The organism is Pantoea sp. PNT03 (assembly GCF_014852515.1).
Classification (GTDB): domain Bacteria; phylum Pseudomonadota; class Gammaproteobacteria; order Enterobacterales; family Enterobacteriaceae; genus Pantoea; species Pantoea leporis.
This window is the reverse complement of the sequence record NZ_JACVBT010000001.1, coordinates 1176108-1196438: the sequence shown is the minus strand read 5'-3', so window position 1 is coordinate 1196438 and position 20331 is coordinate 1176108. Positions and strand designations below refer to the sequence as shown.

The window sequence follows — 20331 nt, the reverse complement described above, 5'->3', positions numbered from 1 at the left end:
AATTAATAGGCGCGCAGCGTGCGGAATACCGCCGCGACTTTGCTGGCATCTTTAATGCCTGGCGCAGATTCTATGCCGGAGTTGAAATCGAGGCCGGCACAGCCCAACTGCGCGGCTTCAACGCAGTTGTCCGCGCTTAGGCCACCGGCCAGCAGCACATTGCTGAGATCCTGGCCTTGCAGCAGTGACCAATCAAAACGCTGGCCGGTGCCGCCCTGGCCATTATCAAACACGTAACGATCGACGTGCGGCCAGTCGCGCGCAGGTAACTGCTCTTTAATGCTCAGCGCTTTCCAGATTTTGGTGTCTGCCGGCAGCGCCTGACGCAATTGTGCGACAAACGCCTGATCTTCATCGCCGTGCAGCTGCACCGCATAAAGTTTTAAACTTTCCGCTAGCGTGACAATGTCACTTAGCGCATTGTTGCGGAATACGCCAACATACTTCAGCGGGGCAGCCGCCTGCACAATCTGCGCCTGCTCGCGGCTGATTTTACGCGGTGAGCCTTCAGCGAAGATCAAGCCACCGTAAATGGCGCCGGCTTCCTGCGCTGCGCGTGCATCTTCGGCGCGGGTCAGGCCGCAGACTTTGTTATCACCGAGCAATACGCGACGCACGCCAGCGGTGAGATCGGCTTCTTCCATCAGCGCGGAGCCAATCAGGAAGCCGTTAGCGAAGTGGCTCAGCTCACGTACCTGCGCATAATTGTGAATGCCAGATTCGCTGATGACGGTGACGCCATGTCCGAGGCGCGGCGCTAACTGACGCGTGCGATTCAGGTCGATGGACAGGTCGCGCAGGTCGCGGTTATTAATGCCGACGACTTTGGCTTCCAGCGCAATCGCGCGTTCCATCTCTTCTTCATTACTGACTTCGGTCAGCACGCCCATTTTCAGGCTGTGCGCCACGGCGGCGAGCTGACGATATTGCTCATCATCCAGCACCGACAACATCAGCAGAATGGCGTCGGCCTGATAATGTCGTGCCAGATAGATCTGGTAGGGATCGATGATGAAGTCTTTGCACAACACCGGTTGCGTGATGGCGGCGCTAACAATCGGCAGGAACGCAAAATCGCCCTGGAAGTATTTCTCATCGGTTAACACCGACACCGCAGAAGCGTAATGACGATATACGCCAGCGATGGTGGCGGGATCGAAATCCTCGCGAATCAGCCCTTTGGAGGGCGATGCTTTTTTGCATTCCAGGATGAATACCGTGCGCGATCCACGCAGTGCATCGTAAAAATGACGTTCCGCAGGCTGCAAATCGTTCTGGAAGGTGGCCAGCGGCTGCTGTGCTTTGCGCGCTTCAACCCAGACGGCTTTATCTTGTACGATTTTCTCTAAAACAGTGCCCTTAATACTCATCTCATCCTCTCGCTGCCAGAGCGACAACGCGCTCGTAGGCCTGTCCGCTGCGAATGGCAGCGATGGCGCGCTGTGCGTTGTCGCGCAAATCTTCATTTCCGAACACTTTCAGTAACATTGCGACGTTGACCGCCACCGCCTGCTCATGGGCGGGCTGGCCTTTACCCTGAAGTAAACGGGTCAGAATGTCACGGTTTTCTTCCGGCGTGCCGCCTGCCAACGCGTCTTTATCATGGAAGCCAAAACCGAAGTCTTCTGGCGTCAGCTGATAGCCAGTGATTTCGCCATCACGCAACTCGGCGACCTGCGTTGGGCTGTGCAGCGCCACTTCATCCATGCCGCCGCCGTGAACCACAGCCGCACGTTGATAGCCGAGCACTTTTAGCGTTTGGGCGATTGGCAGTACCAGCTCCGGGCTGTACACGCCAATCACCGCCAGCGGTGGACGCGCGGGGTTAATCAGCGGACCCAGCACGTTAAAGATGGTACGGGTTTTCAACTGCTGACGTACCGGCATTGCGTGACGAAAACCGCTGTGGTACTGCGGAGCAAACAGGAAGCAGACGTTGAGATCGTCCAGCGCCTGGCGTGCTTGTTCCGCAGGCATATCCAGATTGATGCCAAATGCCGCCAGCAGATCGGAAGAACCCGACTTGCTGGAGACGCTGCGATTACCGTGCTTTGCCACTTTCAGGCCGCAGGTTGCCGCAACAAAGGCGCTGGCGGTGGAGATATTGATGCTGTTGCTGCCGTCACCGCCGGTACCTACGATATCGGCAAAGGTGTAATCCGGGCGCGGGAACGGTTTTGCATCGGCCAGCAGCGCGGAAGCGGCACCGGCGATCTCTTCCGGACGCTCGCCACGGACTTTCATGGCAATCAGCGCGGCGGCTAACTGCGTCGGCTCCAGCTGACCGGTAATAATAGCGCTAAATAGCTGGTGGCTTTCGCCCTGGCTCAGCGTCTCAGACTGATAAAGTTTTTCCAAAATAGTTTGCATCATAATCTCCCTATTACTTCGCCAGCGCCCAGGCTAACGTCTGTTCTAATAAGCGCGCGCCCTGAGTGGTGAGAATGGATTCGGGGTGGAACTGGAAGCCACAGACGCGGTCGGCATCGTGGCGCACGGCCATCACCATGCCGTTGTAGCTGGCGTTAACGGTCAATTCGGCTGGCGTATTGCTACCGACCAGCGAGTGATAGCGCGCCACCGGCAGCGGATTGCTCAGGCCAGCGAACATGCCTTCGCCATCGTGGGTAATAGAAGAGGCTTTGCCGTGCAGGATCTCGCCGGCCTGGCCGACATGGCCGCCGTAGGCTTCAACAATCGCCTGATGACCGAGACAGATGCCGATAATCGGCAGACGACCGCGCAGCGCTTGCAGCAAATCTGGCATGCATCCGGCATCTTTCGGCGCGCCCGGACCCGGCGACAGCATCAGAATCGGATTTTCCATCTGCTGCAGGCGTTCAATCAGCACCTCAGCGGGCACGTTGTTGCGGTAAATCACCACGTTATGGCCAAAGGTACGCAGCTGATCAACGAGGTTGTAAGTAAAAGAGTCGATGTTATCGAGCAGCAGGATATCGGCCATCAGAAAATCTCCTTGCAGTGATGGGCTGTTGCGATGGCACGCAATACCGCGCGCGCTTTATTGCGGCTCTCGTCCGCTTCTGCCTGAGGCTGGGAATCCAGCACCACGCCGGCACCGGCTTGCACGGTGGCTACGCCGTCTTCAACCCACGCGGAACGGATAACGATGCAGGTATCAAGATCGCCGTTAGCGGTGAAATAGCCGACTGCGCCGCCGTAGCTGCCGCGACGTGTGCCTTCTTTCCCGGCAATCAGTTGCATCGCACGCACTTTCGGTGCGCCGCTCAGCGTGCCCATGTTCATGCAGGCGCGGTAGGCGTGCAGCACGTCGAGATCTGCGCGCAACGTGCCGACCACGCGTGACACCAGATGCATCACAAACGAGTAGCGGTCAACTTTAGTCAGGTCTGCCACGTAACGGCTGCCCGGCACACAGATACGCGCCAAATCGTTACGTGCTAAATCCACCAGCATCAGGTGCTCAGCCATCTCTTTATGGTCGGTGCGCATTTCCAGTTCGATGCGGCTGTCGAGATCGCGATCCAGCGAGCCATCGGCATGGCGGCCGCGTGGACGCGTACCGGCAATCGGGTAGATCTCAATCTGACGCGACGTCGCGTCATATTTCAGTGAGCTTTCTGGCGAGGCACCAAACAGCGCGAAATCCTGATCCTGCATAAAGAACATGTAAGGACTTGGATTGCTGTTTTTCAACGTGTCGTAAGCGGCCAGTGGAGAAGGGCACGGCAGCGAGAAGCGACGTGAAGGGACAACCTGGAAGATTTCGCCAATGCGAATCGCTTCCTGCATCTCACGCACCACGTTGCAGTACTCTTCATCGCTCTGACTGGTGCTCAGCGTCATGTGCTCGACGCGCTGGACCGGCAATGCGGGCGCTGCTTGCGTCATCTGGCCGCGCAGTTGTTCGATGCGGCCTTGCAGACGCTGGAACTCGCTGGTCGATGGGCTGAATAAGCTGGCCTGCAGGCGAGCAGTGCGCTGCTGATGGTCGATCACCAGTAAGGTTTCGGCCAGATAGAAGCAGTAATCCGGGCAACGCTGTTCGTTGCGCAGTTGCGGCAGATCTTCGAAACCGGCCACTAAGTCATAAGCGAACAAGCCGCCAAGTAGCATCGCTTCACGCTCCTCTTCCGGGCTGTTCACCAGTTGCGGGATCAGGCGCAGCGCATCAAATACGGAAAGGGCCTTCAGGCGGGAATCTTCGTCCTGCATGCCTTGCGGCTGGGTGAAATGCAGCTCGCGGCCATCAGGGCGCACCTCGATACGCACCTCAGAGGGCAGCGCCTCGTCCAGCAGCGGCAAGATGGCGCGACCATTTTCCGACAGCGCTTTGATGGCGACGATGTTGCCCAGCGCACTGACGCGCAGCGCGCTATCCACGATTAACAGGCTTTTCAGGTTTTGTTTGCTGTCGATATCTGCGGATTCAAGCAGCAGAGTTGCTGGACGTGCGCCGCATAACTGATGAAACACTGCGGCCGGATCTTCGCGGTAGGGCGCGGTACCGGTTATCAACTTCAATGTAGGTTTCGCAATAGCCATAATGGATTCTCTGAATTTCGCTCAAAAAAAAGCCCGCTCGGTGGCGGGCTTAGGTATCAATCTGCACTGCGGTTACGCAAATTGTGCACGACGACGTCGCCCGATAAAGGGATCTTCGCGCCACCAACCATTTAGATGCGTACCAAAAATAGTCATGATTAAATACCCGTTACGTGTGAACTTGTGTACTAGTTAACTGGTTCGGGCGAAAAATGTCAATACCCTTTTTCAGCCAGGGGCAAAATCGTTATCATGCCTGCCGGTTTATGCAGTTGCTGGAGTTATTTTGTCGGACATCGCTCGTTTTCCCCTTTACGATTTACACAGCCATACGCTGGCTTCTGACGGCTTATTGACGCCGACCGCGCTGGTGCAGCGCGCGGTTGAGATGAAAGTCGGTGTGCTGGCGATTACCGATCACGACACGGTGGCGGGCGTGGCAGAAGCGCAGGCGGCAGTGATGCAACAGGATCTACCGATCCGCGTGCTAGCCGGTTTAGAAGCATCAACCTTATGGGAAAATCACGAAATCCACATTGTGGGGCTGAATGTCGATTGCCAGCATCCCGCGCTGACTGAATTCCTTGCGCAGCAGTACCAGACACGCCTTGATCGTGCGCAGCAGATTGCCGAACGCCTCGAGCGCGCTCGCATTCCTGATGCGCTAGCCGGTGCGCAGCGACTGGCGCAGGGCGGCTTGATCACGCGTGGCCACTTTGCGCGTTATCTGGTGGAGATTGGCAAAGCCGACAATATGGCGCAGGTATTCAAGAATTATCTGGCGCGCGGGAAAACCGGCTACGTGCCGCCGCAATGGTGTACAATTAAACAAGCCATTGATGCTATTCATCATTCTGGCGGCTATGCCGTTTTGGCGCATCCCGGTCGTTATGGTTTGTCGGCTAAATGGTTAAAGCGGCTGATTGCGCATTTTGCCGACGTGGGTGGCGATGCCATGGAGGTCGCGCAGTGCCAGCAAGCGCCCAACGAGCGCACGCAGCTGGCAACCTATGCGCGTGACCATCAGTTAGCCGGGTCGCAGGGATCAGATTTCCACCAACCTTGTCCGTGGATAGAACTGGGACGCAAGTTATGGCTACCGGGCGGCGTGGAGCCGGTTTGGGAACGCTTCCCCGCATTGGCGCCCAGCAGTGCTATTACAGACAGGTGATATGAGGTTTTTATGAGTCAATATTTTCACATTCATCCCGACAATCCGCAGCCGCGCCTGGTAAATCAGGCCGTTGATTATCTCAATAAAGGCAGCGTGATTGTTTATCCAACCGACTCTGGCTATGCGCTGGGGTGTCGTCTGGAAGAGAAAAATGCCATGGAACGCATTTGTCGCATTCGCCAGTTGGATGGCAATCACAACTTTACGCTGATGTGCCGCGATCTGTCGGAGCTGTCGACTTACGCGCAGGTGGATAACTCCGCGTTTCGCCTCCTGAAAAACAACACGCCGGGCAACTACACCTTCATTTTGAAGGCGACGAAAGAAGTGCCGCGTCGTCTGATGAATGACAAACGTAAAACCATCGGGCTACGCGTGCCGTCCAACCCGGTGGCGCTGGCGCTATTGGAGCGCCTCAACGAGCCGATGATGTCGACTTCGCTGATGCTGCCCGGCAATGATTTCACCGAGTCCGATCCGGAAGAGATTCAGTACAGCATTGGCAAGCTGGTGGATCTGATCATCGATGGCGGCACGCTGGGACAGCAGCCGACCACGGTGATCGATCTCACCAGCGATGCGCCGGTGGTGGTGCGCGAAGGTGTCGGTGACACGAGCCCGTTCCAGTAATCATGCATGGTCAGGCGTGGCTTTCTGCGTCTGACCAATATTGGATTCCAGCCAGGTTTTGAAATCCCCGTACGGAATATACAGCGAGACATCTTTTAAGATGACTTTCTTGCTGCGAACGTTAGATATTTCATGGCTGTAACCGACAATCACCCCGCCAATAGTTTGGTCCGCATTATATACCGCGCCACCCGACATCCCTTGCACCACGCCAGCATTTGATGCCATCGCCATACAGGGCTTTTTATTCCAATTATTGGTAATGGCGGTACGCGCTAAATTAACGCCGCTCGATTCCACCGGCATAGCGGAAATAAAGCTGTAACCGTACATTTTAATCGGTTCGCCAATAGCACCGTTGCGGAATTTCGCCAGCGTTTCTGGACTGTTTTTGTGATAAATAATCGCGACGTCGCAATAAGGATGATAGGCCTTGACACGCTGCACGGCCGTTTTTGCCACGTGCGCCGCCGTCAGGCTGTATTCTGGCGTCAAAGGAATGGTTGTACCGAGAATGCCCAAACCCAGCACGGTCGGAATGCCTGTCACGCTCATATCAACGTGTTGCATCGCAGTACGACTGTACTCAGTGTGGCCCACGGAACAACCGCTCAGAGCCAGCGCAGCGAGCGCAGGCCAAAGCAGAGAGGTTTTCATGGCTGTGATCTTCTTTAAAGCATGTCCGTAAAATCCCTGGTGAAGACTTTCGACATGCAAATTAAATTCATTCCGTAAATGAATAAACGCGTCTAATCCCGCGCGCGCCGGTTTGTAATATCAGTGAAATTACACAGTGGTTCGTTAATGATTTGTAAGTTGAACGAATATAAATAGTAAATGAAAGCTATGTTATTATGACGACGCACTGGATTTCAGGCTTAAATTTTACACAGTTTTTTCTGCAGAACAATTCATCAAATTTAATATTAATCAAATAATACAAAAATACAGACTTAATCCAACCTGTAGTGCCAATAAACTATCAGTTTGCATTTATTACGGTAATGGGCCTTATTTAATGCTGTTAAATAGTTTTTTATGCTGTTTTATTGTTTTTACTTAGATTTAAAGTTTGTGATTATCCTTAAGCGTGGCGAGCAATAGCGGTTAAGCAGTCTTGCAAAGTGCTAATGTATCAGTTGTCTTAAGTTGATAATAGGCTCAGGCGGGAAAGGTTAGGGACAAGTAATAATAATTCAGTCACTTGGCGTGGATGCTGCGGATGCAAATAAGATCGATCTATCAGCCAGCTGAATGTTTATCGTCATGGTCTTAATGGCCATGTTTTTACCAGACCCTCTGTTATCGGCAGCAAAGGAAAAGGTGTTAACGAAACTTGCGTTAGTGTAAAATCGCGGGCCGTCTGAGATTGCAGCAGCGATGCAGAGCGGTAACAGATTCTGATATGGGAATTGGTAATCCCTGTATCGCACCTCTTCTTACCACGACGCCTGGGAAGGCGACAACGAGGCTCCATGAGCGAAAAATTACAGAAAGTATTAGCGCGCGCCGGTCACGGTTCGCGTCGCGAAATCGAAACCATGATTTCAGCCGGACGCGTCAGCGTTGACGGCAAACTGGCGACGCTTGGCGATCGCATCGAAAGTGATAAATCCCTGAAAATTCGTATCGATGGCCATCTGGTTTCCATCGCTGAGTCGGCGACCGAAGTGTGTCGCGTATTGGCGTACTACAAACCAGAAGGTGAACTCTGCACGCGTAACGATCCGGAAGGGCGTCCAACCGTATTTGATCGTCTGCCGCGTCTGCGTGGTTCACGCTGGATTGCCGTCGGTCGTCTGGATGTGAATACCTGCGGTTTGATGCTGTTCACCACCGATGGTGAACTGGCTAACCGTTTGATGCACCCAAGCCGTGAAGTGGAGCGTGAATATGCGGTTCGCGTGTTTGGCGAAGTGGATGACGATAAAATCCGTCAGCTGAGCAAAGGCGTGCAGCTGGAAGATGGCCCGGCATCGTTCAAAACCATTAAGTTTGCCGGCGGCGAAGGCATTAACCAATGGTACAACGTGACGCTGACCGAAGGTCGTAACCGCGAAGTGCGCCGTCTGTGGGAAGCGGTTGGCGTGCAGGTTAGCCGACTGATGCGTGTGCGTTACGGTGATATCCAGTTGCCAAAAGGGTTGCCACGCGGCGGCTGGATCGAGATGGAATTACCGGCAGTCAACTATCTGCGTACGTTAGTCAGTATGCCGGAAGAGACGGTAACGAAAGTGGCCGTTGAAAAGGATCGTCGTCGCACCAAGGCTAACCAAATTCGTCGTGCGGTAAAACGTCACGGTGTGGTGAGCAACAATCCGCGTCGGAATAACACTAAACGCGGTTCCTGATCCTAAGCCTGACGCCGTGCTCTGCGGCGTCAGCGTGTTACCAATCTATTCCTTGCTGTGCCTGAATTCCCGCATCAAACGCATGTTTCACCGGACGCATTTCCGTTACGGTATCTGCCAAATCCAGTAACGTACGATGACAGCCGCGACCGGTAATGATCACGCTTTGCTGAGCAGGGCGCTGTTGCAGCGCATCGACCAGCTCCGCTAAATCCAGATAATCCATGCTCACCATGTACGTGATTTCATCCAGGATCACCAGATCGACGCGGCTATCGGCCAACATACGACGCGCCTGCTGCCACACTAACTGGCAGGCGGCAGTGTCGGTCTCGCGGTTCTGCGTATCCCAGGTAAAACCGGTGGACATCACCTGAAATTCGACGCCGTGCTGTTCCAGCAAGTTACGTTCACCGTTGGGCCATTCGCCTTTAATGAACTGTACCGCCGCCACTTTTTTACCGTGTCCGCATGCGCGCAACGCAGTGCCAAAAGCCGCGGTGGTTTTCCCTTTGCCGTTACCGGTGAACACCATCAAGATGCCGCGCGTCTCGGTGGCGGCGGCGATTCGGGCATCAACCTGCTCTTTTAGTCGCTGCTGGCGTTGCTGATGGCGATCGTTCATGCGGTTGCCGGACCCGCTTTGCGTCCCGGCTGCGCATCAAAGCTGGTACCGGTTTTACGTCGGCTGTCATCGCCCATCAAATAGAGGTAGAGCGGCATCAAATCCGCGGGGGTTTTGAGTAAATTGGCATCCTCATCCGGGAAAGCGCTGGCGCGCATTTTGGTGCGCGTACCGCCAGGATTGATGCAGTTCACCCGCAAGTGACGGTTTTTATACTCGTCGGCCAGCACCTGCATCATACCTTCGGTGGCAAACTTCGAAACCGCATACGCGCCCCAGCCTGCACGGCCGGTACGGCCCACGCTGGACGTGGTAAACACCAGCGATCCGGCATCTGATTTCAGCAGCAGCGGCAGTAATGCCCGGGTTAAATAGAAGGTGGCATCAAGGTTAATCTGCATCACGTCACGCCAGATCTGTGGATCGAGCTCCTCCAACGGTACGATTTCGCCCAGAATGCCAGCGTTGTGCAGCACGCCATCCAGACGCGGCACCAGCGCAGTAACCTGGTCGGCTAACTGCTGGCAGCTTTCTGGCGTAGCTTCGGCCAAATCCAGTAATAAAGAAGCGGCTGGCTGCTTGTTTAACTGGTTAATGGCCTGCTCCGTTTTCTGCAGGGTGTCGGCGTTGCGGCCCAACAGAATGACGCGCGCGCCGTAGCGCGCATAGGTCAGCGCCGCTTCACGGCCGATGCCATCGGAAGCGCCGGTGACGAGGATGATGCGATTTTCCAGCAGATCGCTTTTCGGTTGATAATGCACAGCGATGTCCTTTGCTCGGGTCAGAAGGTTTTTGGCTTTATGCCTGAATTTGCCGCGCGGTGCAACGCTTGAGCCTCGCATTCTGTGCCGCCTGCGGGCATTTCAGGCGACGACAGCGCGTAAAGCGGGTAAACTTACAGCTGTTGTAATTTACTGTTTAATAAGGCGGCAGAATGGATTTTTTCTCCAGTTATGGATTATTTCTGGCTAAGGCCGTTACCGTGGTGGTGGCGATCGCAGCTATTGTTCTGATTGTGCTAAATGCCGCGCTGCGTAAACGTCACAGCAGCGGTCAGCTGCGTTTGACGCATCTCGATGATGATTATCGTGAGATGAAGGAAGATCTGCAGCTCGCCAAAATGAAGCCACAGGCGCAAAAAGTGTGGCTCAAGCAGCATAAGAAAGAAGAGAAGCAAAAGGCGAAAGCTGATAAACGCAATGCTAAAGCGGGCGTGAGCGAGACGCTGAAGCCCACGCTGTATGTGCTGGAGTTCAAAGGCAGCATGGACGCGAGTGAGGTCACCTCATTGCGTGAAGAGATCTCCGCGGTGCTGGCAGTTGCGGTGCCGGGCGATGAAGTGCTACTTCGCCTGGAAAGCCCCGGCGGCGTAGTACACGGCTACGGTTTGGCGGCTTCGCAGCTGCAACGCCTGCGCGATGCCGGTCTGCAATTGACGGCGGTGGTGGATAAAGTCGCTGCCAGCGGCGGTTACATGATGGCTTGCGTGGCGGATCGCATTGTGGCCGCACCGTTTTCTATTATTGGTTCAATTGGCGTGGTCGCGCAGATTCCCAACTTCAACCGCCTATTAAAGCGCAACGATATTGACGTCGAGCTGCATACCGCCGGTCAGTACAAACGGACTTTGACGCTATTTGGTGAAAATACGGAAGAAGGGCGCGAGAAATTCCAGGAAGATCTCAATGAAACGCATCAGCTGTTTAAAGATTTTGTACAGCAGATGCGTCCGTCGCTTGATCTGAACAAAGTGGCGACCGGCGAGCATTGGTATGGCCGTCAGGCGCTGGATTTGGGTTTGATTGATGAAATCGGCACCAGCGATGCGTTGATTATTAAGCATATGGATCGCTTCACCGTGCTGGGCGTCCATTACGCACGTAAGCGTAAAATGATGGATCGCTTCACCAACAGCGCCAGTCTGGCGGCAGAACGGTTGATTCTGAAAATATGGCAGCGCGGCGAGAAGCCGCTGTTGTAACCGAGCCCGGCAACTGCCGGGCTTTTTTATGCCAGATGATATTGAGAGGAGAGTTCGACCGCGAGGTGTTTAAACACGTTAAATACCGTGGTGGTTTTCGCGGTGGGCAAGCCTTCATCATCGAGAAAATAGGGACCGCGAAACACCAAAACATCACCTTGCTGAATCACATCATTGGCTTCTAATCCGACAAAATAATCGTCGTGCTGCGTGATTATCTGATTGGCTATTTCCAGTAACGCGTGGCGTGAAATAGCTTCCGTTGGCACTGACATTTTTCACCTCTTTTTTGACAGCCATTTTTCTCCTTCTATATTACTTGCGAGCTATCGCGTTCAGCAAATCAGCATGGCGTCGTAAAACTGACGCAAAATTAGGCAGAATGCTAATTAAGTTGCGTAACGGATTTTATCAGGTAGAGTGTGGGCGATTCAGCTTTCAGGGAGATCACACCCGGATGTGTGGTTCTGTCAGATGGAAAACTCGCTCCTAATCATAAAGTTGCAGAAGTCGACGCAATCTGACCTGAGATTATCCCTGCTGCCTTGAAATGCGAAATGCCGGCAGCAATATTGAACCCATTGGGTTTTGGGACCTCCAATTCTCTCCCGTTTATCAGGACGTTTCATTTAGGTAAAGGTACATATGGGTAAATCACTCGTAATCGTTGAGTCCCCGGCAAAGGCCAAAACAATCAATAAATACCTCGGTAATGACTACGTGGTGAAATCCAGTGTCGGTCATATCCGTGATTTGCCGACCAGCGGTTCAACTGCCCGTAAAAGTGCCGACGGGGAAAAAGCGAAACCTGGAAAAAAGGTTAAAAAGGATGAGAAAGCCGCACTCGTAAACCGCATGGGTGTGGATCCCTGGCATGGTTGGGAAGCGGATTATCAAATTCTGCCGGGCAAAGAAAAAGTTGTCGCTGAGCTGAAAAACCTGGCTGCCGATGCAGACCACATCTATCTCGCAACCGACCTTGACCGCGAAGGGGAAGCCATTGCCTGGCACCTGCGGGAAGTGATCGGTGGGGACGATAAGCGCTTTAGCCGCGTAGTATTTAACGAAATTACCAAGAATGCGATTCGTCAGGCGTTTGACAAGCCTGGCGAGCTTAATATTGAACGTGTCAACGCACAGCAAGCGCGCCGCTTTATGGATCGCGTGGTGGGTTACATGGTGTCGCCACTGCTGTGGAAGAAAATTGCCCGCGGCCTGTCAGCCGGCCGCGTTCAGTCGGTTGCGGTGCGTCTGGTCGTTGAGCGCGAGCACGAAATCAAAGCCTTCGTGCCAGAAGAGTATTGGGAAATCGATGCTGATTTCGCCACGCCGAAAGGCGCCGATCTGGCCATGCAGGTGACGCATCAGAATGACAAAGCGTTCCGTCCGATCAATCGTGAGCAAACTCACGCGGCGGTAGCGATTTTGCAGAAAGCGCGTTACGAAGTGCTGGAACGTGAAGACAAGCCGACCAGCAGCAAGCCTTCTGCACCTTTTATTACCTCAACGCTGCAACAGGCGGCGAGTACGCGTTTGGGCTTCGGCGTGAAGAAGACCATGATGATGGCGCAGCGTTTGTATGAAGCGGGCCACATCACCTATATGCGTACCGACTCCACCAACCTGAGCCAGGATGCCGTGGCGATGGCGCGCGGTTATGTTGAGAGCAGCTTTGGTAAAAAGTATCTGCCAGAAGCGCCGAATACCTATGCCAGCAAAGAGAACTCACAGGAAGCGCACGAAGCGATTCGTCCTTCTGACGTGAATATCGTGGCTGAGCAGCTGAAAGATATGGAAGCTGATGCGCAGAAACTTTATCAGCTGATTTGGCGCCAGTTTGTTGCCTGCCAGATGGTTCCGGCTCAGTACGACTCCACCACGCTGACCGTGGGCGCGGCTGAATTCAAATTGAAAGCCAAAGGCCGCACGCTGCGTTTCGATGGCTGGACGCGCGTGATGCCTGCGCTGCGTAAAAATGATGAAGATCTGACGCTGCCGCCGGTAGACGTTGGCGACATGCTGGATCTTAAAGAGCTGATGCCAAGCCAGCACTTCACCAAACCGCCGGCGCGCTTCAGTGAAGCATCCCTGGTGCGTGAGCTGGAAAAACGTGGCATTGGTCGTCCATCAACGTACGCCTCGATTATCTCCACCATTCAGGATCGTGGTTACGTGCGTGTTGAGAACCGCCGTTTCTACGCTGAAAAAATGGGTGAAATTGTTACCGACCGTCTGGAGTCTAATTTCCGCGAGCTGATGAACTATGACTTCACCGCGCGCATGGAAAATAGCCTCGATCAGGTGGCGAATAATGAAGCCGAATGGAAAGCGGTACTCGACTCATTCTTCAGTGATTTCAGTCAGCAGCTAGATGATGCTGAGAAAGATCCGGAAGAGGGCGGCATGCAGCCGAACCAGATGGTGTTGACGTCAATTGATTGTCCAACCTGTAGCCGCCCGATGGGGATTCGCACCGCCAGTACCGGCGTGTTCCTGGGTTGCTCGGGTTATGCTTTGCCGCCGAAAGAGCGCTGCAAGCAGACCATCAACTTGATCCCGGAAAATGAAGTGCTCAACGTGCTGGAAGGCGATGATGCTGAAACCAATGCGCTGCGCGCTCGTCGTCGTTGCCAGAAGTGTGGCACCGCGATGGACAGCTATCTGATCGATAACCAGCGCAAGTTACACGTCTGTGGTAATAACCCAGAGTGCGACGGCTACGAGATTGAGCAGGGCGAATTCCGCATCAAGGGCTACGACGGTCCGATTGTTGAGTGCGAGAAGTGTGGTTCTGAAATGCATCTGAAAATGGGTCGTTTCGGTAAGTACATGGCGTGTACCAACGACGAGTGCAAAAACACCCGTAAGATTCTGCGTAACGGTGATGTCGCGCCGCCAAAAGAAGATCCGGTGCCGCTGCCAGAATTGCAGTGTGAAAAGTCGGATGCTTACTTTGTGTTGCGTGATGGTGCAGCGGGCGTGTTCCTTGCTGCGAATACCTTCCCGAAATCACGTGAAACGCGCGCGCCGCTAGTGGAAGAGCTGCAACGCTTTGCCGACCGCCTGCCAGAAAAGCTGAAATATCTGTCAGAAGCGCCAGCCGCCGATCCGGAAGGGAATAAGACGATGGTACGTTTCAGTCGCAAGACCAAACAGCAATACGTCTCTTCCGAAAAGGATGGCAAAGCCACCGGCTGGTCAATGTTCTATATTGATGGCAAATGGCAGGAAGCGAAAAAGTAATTCCCCGAAAGGCCAGCATTCGCTGGCCTTTCTCTTATCCTTATAGCTAATCGTTCTACATTCTTCCTTTAACTGATATAGTAGTTATAGAACTCTTTTCGTTTCGCTGATTCGCTTTCCCTCCCTCACCGCAATTAAAGCGGAAACACGCCTGCCGGGAATGCACCTCTGTCGCTACCAGGAAGATATAACTATGAAATTGCAGCAGTTGCGTTACATCGTCGAAGTGGTTAATCACAATCTTAATGTCTCATCGACCGCCGAAGGCTTATATACCTCGCAGCCAGGCATCAGTAAGCAAGTCCGTATGTTAGAAGATGAGCTGGGCGTGCAGATATTTGCGCGCAGTGGTAAGCATCTGACGCAAGTAACGCCTGCAGGTGAAGAGATTATTCGGATTGCGCGCGAAGTGCTGTCCAAAGTTGATGCGATTAAATCTGTTGCTGGTGAACACACCTGGCCAGATAAAGGCTCGCTGTATGTAGCAACTACCCATACGCAGGCACGTTATGCGCTGCCAGGCGTGATTAAAGGCTTTATTGAGCGCTATCCTCGCGTCTCTTTGCATATGCATCAGGGGTCGCCGACGCAAATAGCTGAGGCGGTTTCAAAGGGCAATGCAGACTTTGCCATTGCCACAGAAGCGCTGCATTTGTATGACGATTTGATTATGCTGCCGTGCTATCACTGGAACCGCGCCATTGTGGTAACGCCAGATCATCCGTTGGCGGGTAAATCAAATGTGACGATTGAAGAGCTGGCGGATTTCCCGTTAGTGACTTACACATTTGGCTTTACAGGCCGTTCAGAGTTGGACACCGCGTTTAATCGCGCCGGATTAACGCCACGCATCGTCTTCACTGCGACGGATGCTGACGTCATTAAGACGTACGTGCGTTTAGGCCTGGGCGTTGGCGTAATTGCCAGTATGGCGGTTGATCCGGTTGCAGACCCCGATTTGGTGCGTATTGAAGCTTCAGAAATCTTTACGAATAGTACGACCAAAATTGGCTTTAGACGTAGCACTTTCCTCCGCAGCTATATGTATGATTTCATTCAACGTTTCGCACCACACCTGACGCGTGATGTGGTGGATGCGGCGGTCGCATTGCGCTCCAATGAAGACATCGAAGCTATGTTCCGCGACATCAAGTTACCCTTCAAGTAAATTCCTAACTCATTCTTTTGCCAAGGTGTCCAGTGGGCACCTTCGGAATCCCTTAGCGCTTAGCGCCACGAGTACTTCAAAAAAAATCATTATTTTTTTGTAAATGAAACATGGGTCACATGTTTTTTCATTGTTATCTATTAAATGCGAATCAGTACACAATTTTTACGATGCTGCTTTGCAGCTCGCCAGGAATATTCCCATACTCTAGTTAAGAGTTGATGAAGAAGGGCTTTTTAACTGGATTGATAAATTAAACTCAAATTTAGATTGGATCTAATTTGCTGTTAACCCAAATTTACAATGTAACGTTTTAATTAATAGTTGTGTTGGTAATTAAATTTATCTCATCAATTTTTGGCGTTTTGATAAATAGCGTTAATCGTTGTGCTCAATAAAAATAACTGGATTTTCGGTCTTAACAAGTTTAGGATTCGTCCTAAATCTTAATCGTTGTCATCAATCGTTTTATTGAGAGTGATTATCAAAAACTATGAACACGAGAATAACTGTACAGCCGGGCTTCCGGACTAAAAGCACCAAAGTTGAGCGTACTGGTAATACCCGTCGCAAAGCTTGGATGACTGTCTTCGCTGCTTCAGCACTGTTCTGGGTAGTGGTGACGTTAATGATTTGGCGTATGTGGGGTTAAGCCATGTGGGCAAATACACTCAGTCGTAAGCATCCGGTTTCTGCACGTCAGCCGCAAACGCCTGCGTGCAAAGTTAAAGACGTTGTATCCACTGAACCTCAGGTCACCATTCCGACTTCGTGGGAACTCAGCGAGAATCAGCGCAACTTTATTGAATCCTTCATGGATATGAAGTCGAAATAACGCAGCATGCGTTCCGTACTATATTTAGTCGTTTAGTCCCTCTTTTTGCCGGATTATCCGGTGGGCAAGTTAAAAGCCCGTCCTTTAACACTCAGCATTAAAAAAACGGTGTCATCAGTACAACGCTGAAGACGGTGGACTTTTTTGCCCGGAATCCGGGAGGGAGTGAATTATGAGCATCAATACAACAACATTATCCTGGGTGAGCGTTTATACCTTTTCCCTGGCTTTTTGGGCCGCCGCCTTCTGGGCAATGATTTAAGCCCTAACTCAAATTACACTGAATTTTATAAATGCCCTGACAAACGTCGGGGCATTTTTCATTGTGTTTTAATGTGTCTATTCGTGTTGTTATCAAAACGTTAACGGCAATGTAGTCTATCTTTAAGTTAAACCTTGCAGTCACTGAGGTTTAAAAAAGATTCACTTACATGGAGGCGCTATGTCGTTAACGTTACGCGAGCAGAGTCAGGACACGCTGGATGTTCGGGCAAAAAAATATCATTACTACAGCTTGCCCAAAGCAGCTCAGCAACTGGGCAATATCGATCGCTTGCCCAAGTCGATGAAAGTCCTGCTGGAAAACCTTTTACGCTGGCAGGATGGTGATTCTGTCACGCTTGAAGATATTGAAGCGCTGGTCGCCTGGCAAAAAGATGCTCACGCCGATCGTGAGATTGCCTATCGTCCCGCGCGTGTATTAATGCAAGATTTTACCGGCGTACCGGCGGTGGTAGATTTGGCTGCCATGCGCGAAGCGGTGAAACGCCTTGGCGGCGACGTCGCCAAAGTCAATCCCTTATCCCCGGTAGATTTGGTTATCGACCACTCTGTCACCGTGGACCATTTCGGTGATGACAAAGCCTTTGATGAAAATGTGCACCTGGAAATGGAGCGCAACCACGAGCGCTACGTTTTCCTACGCTGGGGGCAAAAAGCTTTCAATCGATTCCGCGTAGTTCCGCCAGGCACCGGGATTTGTCATCAGGTCAATCTGGAATACCTCGGTAAATCTGTCTGGCATGAGACGCTGAATGGGCAAGAGATCGCCTATCCCGATACGCTGGTGGGCACCGATTCGCATACCACCATGATCAATGCGCTCGGCGTATTGGGTTGGGGCGTTGGCGGGATTGAGGCTGAAGCGGCGATGCTTGGTCAGCCGGTCTCAATGCTGATTCCTGACGTAGTCGGTTTTAAACTCACTGGTAAATTGCGTCCGGGCATCACCGCAACGGATCTGGTGTTAACCGTAACGCAAATGCTGCGCAAACATGGTGTTGTGGGTAAATTCGTAGAATTTTACGGCGACGGCTTAGCCGACCTGCCGCTTGCCGATCGCGCCACCATCGCCAACATGGCGCCTGAGTATGGTGCGACCTGCGGCTTTTTCCCTGTCGATGATGTCACCCTGAGTTATATGACGCTCACCGGCCGCGATGCGGAGCAGGTTGAACTGGTTGAGGCTTATGCTAAGCAACAAGGTATGTGGCGTAACGCGGGTGATGAGCCGGTGTTCACCAGCTCTCTAGCGCTGGATATGGGCGACGTCGAGTCCAGCCTGGCCGGTCCAAAACGTCCGCAGGATCGTGTATCACTCGGTGATGTTCCTACTGCCTTTGATGCCAGCAACGAACTGGAAGTTAATCAGGCGCAAAAACCGCATAAAACCGTGAGCTACCGCGATAGCGAAACTGGAGAAAGCTATCAGCTGGATGACGGTGCGGTCGTGATCTCGGCGATTACCTCTTGTACTAATACCTCAAACCCTAGCGTGCTGATGGCTGCCGGTTTACTGGCGAAGAAAGCCGTTGAACGCGGTCTGATGCGCAAGCCCTGGGTTAAGGCCTCACTGGCACCCGGTTCCAAAGTGGTTTCTGACTACCTTGCTGTGGCCCAGCTTACGCCATATCTGGACGAGTTAGGATTCAATCTGGTCGGTTACGGTTGTACTACTTGCATCGGTAATTCCGGCCCGTTACCAGACGCGATAGAAAGTGCGATTAAAGAGGGGGATCTCACGGTTGCTGCGGTGCTTTCGGGTAACCGTAACTTCGAAGGCCGTATTCATCCGTTAATTAAAACCAACTGGCTGGCTTCGCCGCCGCTGGTGGTTGCTTATGCCTTAGCGGGTAATATGAAGCTCAATCTGCAATCCGATCCGCTCGGCCAGGATCGCCAGGGCAACGATGTTTTCCTCAAGGATATCTGGCCTTCGCCGGAAGAGATTGCGGAAGCGGTGCAAAAAGTCACCAGCGATATGTTCCACAAAGAGTATGCCGAGGTGTTTAACGGCACGCCTGAGTGGCAGCAGATCAAAGTCAGCGAAGCGGCAACCTACGATTGGGATGGTGATTCCACCTACATTCGTCTGTCGCCATTCTTTGACGACATGGAGAAAACGCCGAAGCCGGTGCAGGATATCAAAGGCGCGCGCATTCTGGCGATGCTGGGTGACTCCGTCACCACCGACCACATTTCTCCAGCGGGAAGCATCAAAGCCGAAAGTCCAGCCGGACGCTATTTGCTGTCGCATGGCGTTGAGCGCACCGATTTCAACTCTTACGGTTCGCGTCGTGGTAACCACGAAGTGATGATGCGCGGCACCTTCGCTAATATCCGTATTCGAAACGAAATGGTGCCGGGTGTAGAGGGCGGTTATACCAAACACTTCCCGACTAACGAGCAGTTGGCGATTTACGATGCGGCGATGAAGTATCAGCAGGAAGGTGTGCCGTTAGCGGTGATTGCTGGTAAAGAGTACGGTTCAGGCTCAAGTCGTGACTGGGCAGCAAAAGGGCCGCGCTTACAGGGCGTGCGCGTGGTTATCTCCGAATCCTTCGAGCGAATTCACCGCTCTAACCTGATTGGTATGGGGATTCTGCCGCTCGAGTTTCCGGCTGGCGTGACGCGTAAAACGCTGCAGCTTACGGGTGAAGAGTTTATAGATGTGGCAAACCTGTCGCAGCTTAAGCCGGGTGGCACGGTAACCGTAATTCTGACGCGCGCGGATGGCAGCCAGGAGACGCTGGAAACGCGCTGCCGTATCGATACGGGTAACGAGCTAACCTATTACCAGAACGACGGCATTTTGCATTATGTGATACGCAATATGCTGAACTAAAAGAAAAAGCCGGGATTTCCCGGCTTTTTTTATCTGCTACAAAGACCGCTTACGACTTTGGCAACAGATGACCCATTTTTTCGGCTTTCGTATCGAGATAGTGCGCGTTTTTCGGGTTACGCCCGACAACCAACGGCACGCGTTCGACGATATTGATACCGGCTTCACTCAGGATTTCAACCTTGCGCGGATTGTTTGTCAGCAAGCGCACTTCATTGACGCCCAACAGTTTGAACATATCTGCACATAGCGTGAAGTCACGCTCATCAGCGGCGAAACCGAGCTGATGGTTGGCTTCGACCGTGTCGTAGCCTTTATCCTGCAATGCATAAGCACGAATTTTATTCAGCAAACCGATGTTACGACCTTCCTGACGGTGATACATCAGAATGCCACGACCTTCTTCCGCAATCGCCGTTAACGCCGCTTCCAACTGGAAACCGCAGTCACAGCGTAAGCTGAACAGGGCATCGCCGGTGAGACATTCGGAATGGACGCGCGCCAGCACCGGATTGTGATCGCTAATATCACCATAAACCAGCGCGACATGGTCGTGGCCGGTTGCCAGTTCTTCAAAACCAACCATCAGGAAATCTCCCCATGGCGTGGGCAGTTTGGCTTCTGCTACCCGTTTAAGCTGCATGTGACTCTCCAGAACCTTCAGAGGATGCGC

16 protein-coding genes, 1 pseudogene and 1 other annotated feature are annotated in these 20331 nt (G+C 52.8%); of the genes and pseudogenes, 9 read left to right on the top strand and 8 right to left on the bottom strand.

Translation table 11 applies throughout. From position 1 onward, the window contains the following. Positions 1 to 2: 2 nt before the first annotated feature. The 3 genes and pseudogenes from trpCF to IB226_RS05560 form a co-directional block, all read right to left on the bottom strand. Positions 3 to 1370 (bottom strand): bifunctional indole-3-glycerol-phosphate synthase TrpC/phosphoribosylanthranilate isomerase TrpF, encoded by a 1368-nt coding sequence (gene trpCF, locus IB226_RS05575; protein ID WP_192234019.1) that lies wholly within the window; start codon positions 1368 to 1370, stop codon positions 3 to 5. 1 nt (position 1371) lies between these two features. Then, positions 1372 to 2965: pseudogene (gene trpD / locus IB226_RS23205) on the bottom strand (bifunctional anthranilate synthase glutamate amidotransferase component TrpG/anthranilate phosphoribosyltransferase TrpD). After that, positions 2965 to 4527: an anthranilate synthase component 1 gene (locus IB226_RS05560; protein ID WP_192234017.1), complete on the bottom strand. Its 1563-nt coding sequence runs from the start codon at positions 4525 to 4527 to the stop codon at positions 2965 to 2967. Before IB226_RS05560 ends, trpD begins: the two are co-directional and overlap by 1 nt. Positions 4528 to 4550: 23 nt before the next feature. Beyond that, positions 4551 to 4659: a sequence feature (Trp leader region), on the bottom strand. Between the two features lie 154 nt (positions 4660 to 4813). Here IB226_RS05560 and IB226_RS05555 point away from each other — a divergent pair. Together IB226_RS05555 and IB226_RS05550 are read left to right on the top strand one after the other, a co-directional pair. Next, entirely contained in the window at positions 4814 to 5698 is an 885-nt protein-coding gene (locus IB226_RS05555; protein WP_192234015.1) for a PHP domain-containing protein, read from the top strand. Positions 5699 to 5710: 12 nt separating this feature from the next. Then, positions 5711 to 6331, top strand: coding sequence for an L-threonylcarbamoyladenylate synthase (locus tag IB226_RS05550; RefSeq protein ID WP_192234013.1), 621 nt, complete (start codon positions 5711 to 5713; stop codon positions 6329 to 6331). Here the strand turns inward: IB226_RS05550 and IB226_RS05545 are convergent, their stop codons facing one another. Beyond that, a complete protein-coding gene (locus IB226_RS05545; protein ID WP_192234011.1) occupies positions 6332 to 6988 on the bottom strand; it encodes a serine protease in 657 nt (218 codons plus the stop codon). It abuts the gene before it with no gap. Positions 6989 to 7806: 818 nt separating this feature from the next. Between IB226_RS05545 and rluB the strand changes: the two genes are divergently transcribed. After that, positions 7807 to 8682 carry a 23S rRNA pseudouridine(2605) synthase RluB gene (gene rluB, locus IB226_RS05540; protein ID WP_101764266.1) on the top strand — a complete coding sequence of 292 codons (876 nt, stop codon included), beginning with the start codon at positions 7807 to 7809 and terminating at the stop codon, positions 8680 to 8682. Between the two features lie 37 nt (positions 8683 to 8719). Here rluB and cobO read toward each other — a convergent pair whose 3' ends face one another. Together cobO and IB226_RS05530 are read right to left on the bottom strand one after the other, a co-directional pair. Beyond that, positions 8720 to 9307, bottom strand: coding sequence for a cob(I)yrinic acid a,c-diamide adenosyltransferase (cobO, locus tag IB226_RS05535; RefSeq protein ID WP_110866250.1), 588 nt, complete (start codon positions 9305 to 9307; stop codon positions 8720 to 8722). Beyond that, positions 9304 to 10068 carry a YciK family oxidoreductase gene (locus tag IB226_RS05530; protein WP_192234009.1) on the bottom strand — a complete coding sequence of 255 codons (765 nt, stop codon included), beginning with the start codon at positions 10066 to 10068 and terminating at the stop codon, positions 9304 to 9306. Before IB226_RS05530 ends, cobO begins: the two co-directional genes overlap by 4 nt. A gap of 173 nt (positions 10069 to 10241) precedes the next feature. Between IB226_RS05530 and sohB the strand changes: the two genes are divergently transcribed. Further along, the gene (sohB, locus tag IB226_RS05525) at positions 10242 to 11288 is read left to right on the top strand and encodes a protease SohB (protein ID WP_110866249.1); all 1047 of its coding nucleotides are present in this window, start codon (positions 10242 to 10244) and stop codon (positions 11286 to 11288) included. Positions 11289 to 11314: 26 nt separating this feature from the next. Here the strand turns inward: sohB and IB226_RS05520 are convergent, their stop codons facing one another. Then, positions 11315 to 11563, bottom strand: coding sequence for a DUF2498 family protein (locus IB226_RS05520; protein WP_101764269.1), 249 nt, complete (start codon positions 11561 to 11563; stop codon positions 11315 to 11317). A 370-nt stretch (positions 11564 to 11933) separates the two neighbouring features. Here IB226_RS05520 and topA point away from each other — a divergent pair, with 370 nt between their 5' ends. From topA to acnA, 5 genes are all read left to right on the top strand, one after another. Beyond that, the gene (gene topA, locus IB226_RS05515; RefSeq protein WP_192234007.1) at positions 11934 to 14531 is read left to right on the top strand and encodes a type I DNA topoisomerase; all 2598 of its coding nucleotides are present in this window, start codon (positions 11934 to 11936) and stop codon (positions 14529 to 14531) included. Positions 14532 to 14724: 193 nt separating this feature from the next. After that, on the top strand, positions 14725 to 15699 hold the full coding sequence (cysB, locus tag IB226_RS05510; protein WP_064738814.1) for an HTH-type transcriptional regulator CysB: 975 nt from the start codon (positions 14725 to 14727) through the stop codon (positions 15697 to 15699). 493 nt (positions 15700 to 16192) lie between these two features. Further along, the gene (locus IB226_RS05505; protein ID WP_192234005.1) at positions 16193 to 16351 is read left to right on the top strand and encodes a YmiA family putative membrane protein; all 159 of its coding nucleotides are present in this window, start codon (positions 16193 to 16195) and stop codon (positions 16349 to 16351) included. A 3-nt stretch (positions 16352 to 16354) separates the two neighbouring features. Continuing rightward, positions 16355 to 16534, top strand: coding sequence for a hypothetical protein (locus IB226_RS05500; protein ID WP_064738813.1), 180 nt, complete (start codon positions 16355 to 16357; stop codon positions 16532 to 16534). A gap of 442 nt (positions 16535 to 16976) precedes the next feature. Next, positions 16977 to 19658 (top strand): aconitate hydratase AcnA, encoded by a 2682-nt coding sequence (acnA, locus tag IB226_RS05495; RefSeq protein WP_101764271.1) that lies wholly within the window; start codon positions 16977 to 16979, stop codon positions 19656 to 19658. A 49-nt stretch (positions 19659 to 19707) separates the two neighbouring features. On the opposite strand, the gene ribA is transcribed toward acnA, so the two are convergent. Continuing rightward, positions 19708 to 20301, bottom strand: a complete 594-nt coding sequence (gene ribA, locus IB226_RS05490) for a GTP cyclohydrolase II (protein WP_097097212.1) — start codon at positions 20299 to 20301, stop codon at positions 19708 to 19710. Positions 20302 to 20331 lie beyond the last annotated feature (30 nt).